Source organism: Sulfitobacter sp. 1A15106 (genome assembly GCF_043556995.1).
Classification (GTDB): Bacteria; Pseudomonadota; Alphaproteobacteria; order Rhodobacterales; family Rhodobacteraceae; genus Sulfitobacter; species Sulfitobacter faviae.
In genome coordinates, this window is the sequence record NZ_JBIFFM010000035.1 from 1 (window position 1) to 1,538 (window position 1,538).

Sequence of the window (1,538 nt, forward strand, 5' to 3'; positions counted from 1 at the left end):
CTTGCAGTTACCCATAAGTCTCTTGTGGCTGTGCCTCTGCGATACGAACGCCTTCGGCAAGATCAGCGAGGCGGGATAGGCCGCGCCATATGACCGTCGTCCCTGGTGGCGCATCCGATGTGCGATCAAGGTAGCCTCCGAGCCTCGCGACGGCCCTGATATAGAAGTTCAAATCGCGTAGTACATTACGTTTGCGGTCTGGCGTTGCGCGTTCAAGCAAGCTGCGCTCGGTGTTGGTGAAGACGGCATCAGACGATGCTTTCGGTGCCTCCCGGCTGAGCATTGTCAGCCATGATACGCGCCAGGCAACAACGCAGCACAGCGCGATGCAGTTTGCCAGCCGATCAGCTGTGGCTAAGCGAAGTTCCTCGATCCGGCACCCAGTCTTCAGGGTTCGAAAGAAGGTCTCGATCTTCCAGCGCAACGCGTACCAATCGAGCTTGTGGACGGCGTCGGCATGGGTCGTAACCGGCAGGTTCGTGATCAGCTTCCAGAAGACAGGCACTCTGCCTTCTGGTGGATTGAGTTCCTCGGCATGGATTATCTGGAGGTCCTGATGCCGGTATTTCTTCTGCTTCCCGATCGGGGGCCGAACAGTCATGGTCGCGTGTTTGACAGACAGCACGGCGCAGTGATCTTTGCCCTGCGCGTCGCGGAACCGGATCTCATGCGTGCCACTGGATTGCACTTCAGCCATCACTTTGGCAATGGTCGTTCCGCCATTCTCCGCCAAACGGTCGACGCAGCTACGCACGAGGAACCCCGTCCCGAGCTCTTCGGCCAGGCAGTAGAGTTCATAGATGTCGCTTTCCCGATCACCGATATGCACACAGCGCTCAGGTGCCCCAGTTAATTCGGTGGACAGGCGCAAATTGTCGAGCCAACGCATGCTTTCCTTCTCTTCAATAGGCACACGGGTCGGGTTGATCTTGCGTTTAAGAGCGGCGGTCCCCTTGAACTTGCTCCGCGACCAGAATTTCGCTGCTGTCAGACCAAGCGGCAGTCCATCCGGCGTAATGGCCATGCTGGCATGCATCAGGAGGCCACAGACGGCATGTTTTTGAAATCGGCCCTCTTTCATTTTACGTCCAGTGGATATCTTCGTAAATCCGACCTTCTCCGGAGCGGACCGTTTGAAGGTGAATTCCGTGGTGTCCTGTAAGATCAGGATAGGACCGTTGGTGGCCTCGAAGCGCAAGCCAGTGGCGGCGAAATGACCCTCAAGTATCTTGTCTTCGCTGACATTCTCATTTGAAAAGAAACGGTATGCCGCCTTGGTGTTCGACCAATCTTGGAACGCCGTGGGCAGCGATTTTCCCGGACGATCTCCAAGGGCCGCGAGCATTGCCTCAAGCCGCCGGTTCAATCGAACATCTCCCAGATCACATCTGGCAGTTTCCGTCCCCACCCAATTCTGTCCCATATCTGCACCTCATTCATTCGGTGCCACATGACGAATCATGCTCGGGGCTGCGCGGGCAAGAGCAAGACTGATGGGTGAATCAATTCGTCGCACCAAACTTATGGGTAACTGCAAG

Annotated in this window: 1 protein-coding gene; it reads right to left on the reverse strand. The window is 56.3% G+C overall.

Going from position 1 to position 1,538, the window contains the following annotated elements:
• Positions 1 to 7: 7 nt before the first annotated feature.
• The gene (locus tag ACGYKA_RS19990; RefSeq protein ID WP_271689200.1) at positions 8 to 1,423 is read right to left on the reverse strand and encodes an IS4 family transposase; all 1,416 of its coding nucleotides are present in this window, start codon (positions 1,421 to 1,423) and stop codon (positions 8 to 10) included.
• Between the last annotated feature and the right edge of the window lie 115 nt (positions 1,424 to 1,538).

Excerpts from the sequence above, each read along its gene's own strand:
- ACGYKA_RS19990 (WP_271689200.1), bottom strand. The coding sequence starts at position 1,423 with ATGGGACAGAATTGGGTGGGGACGGAAACTGCCAGATGTGATCTGGGA.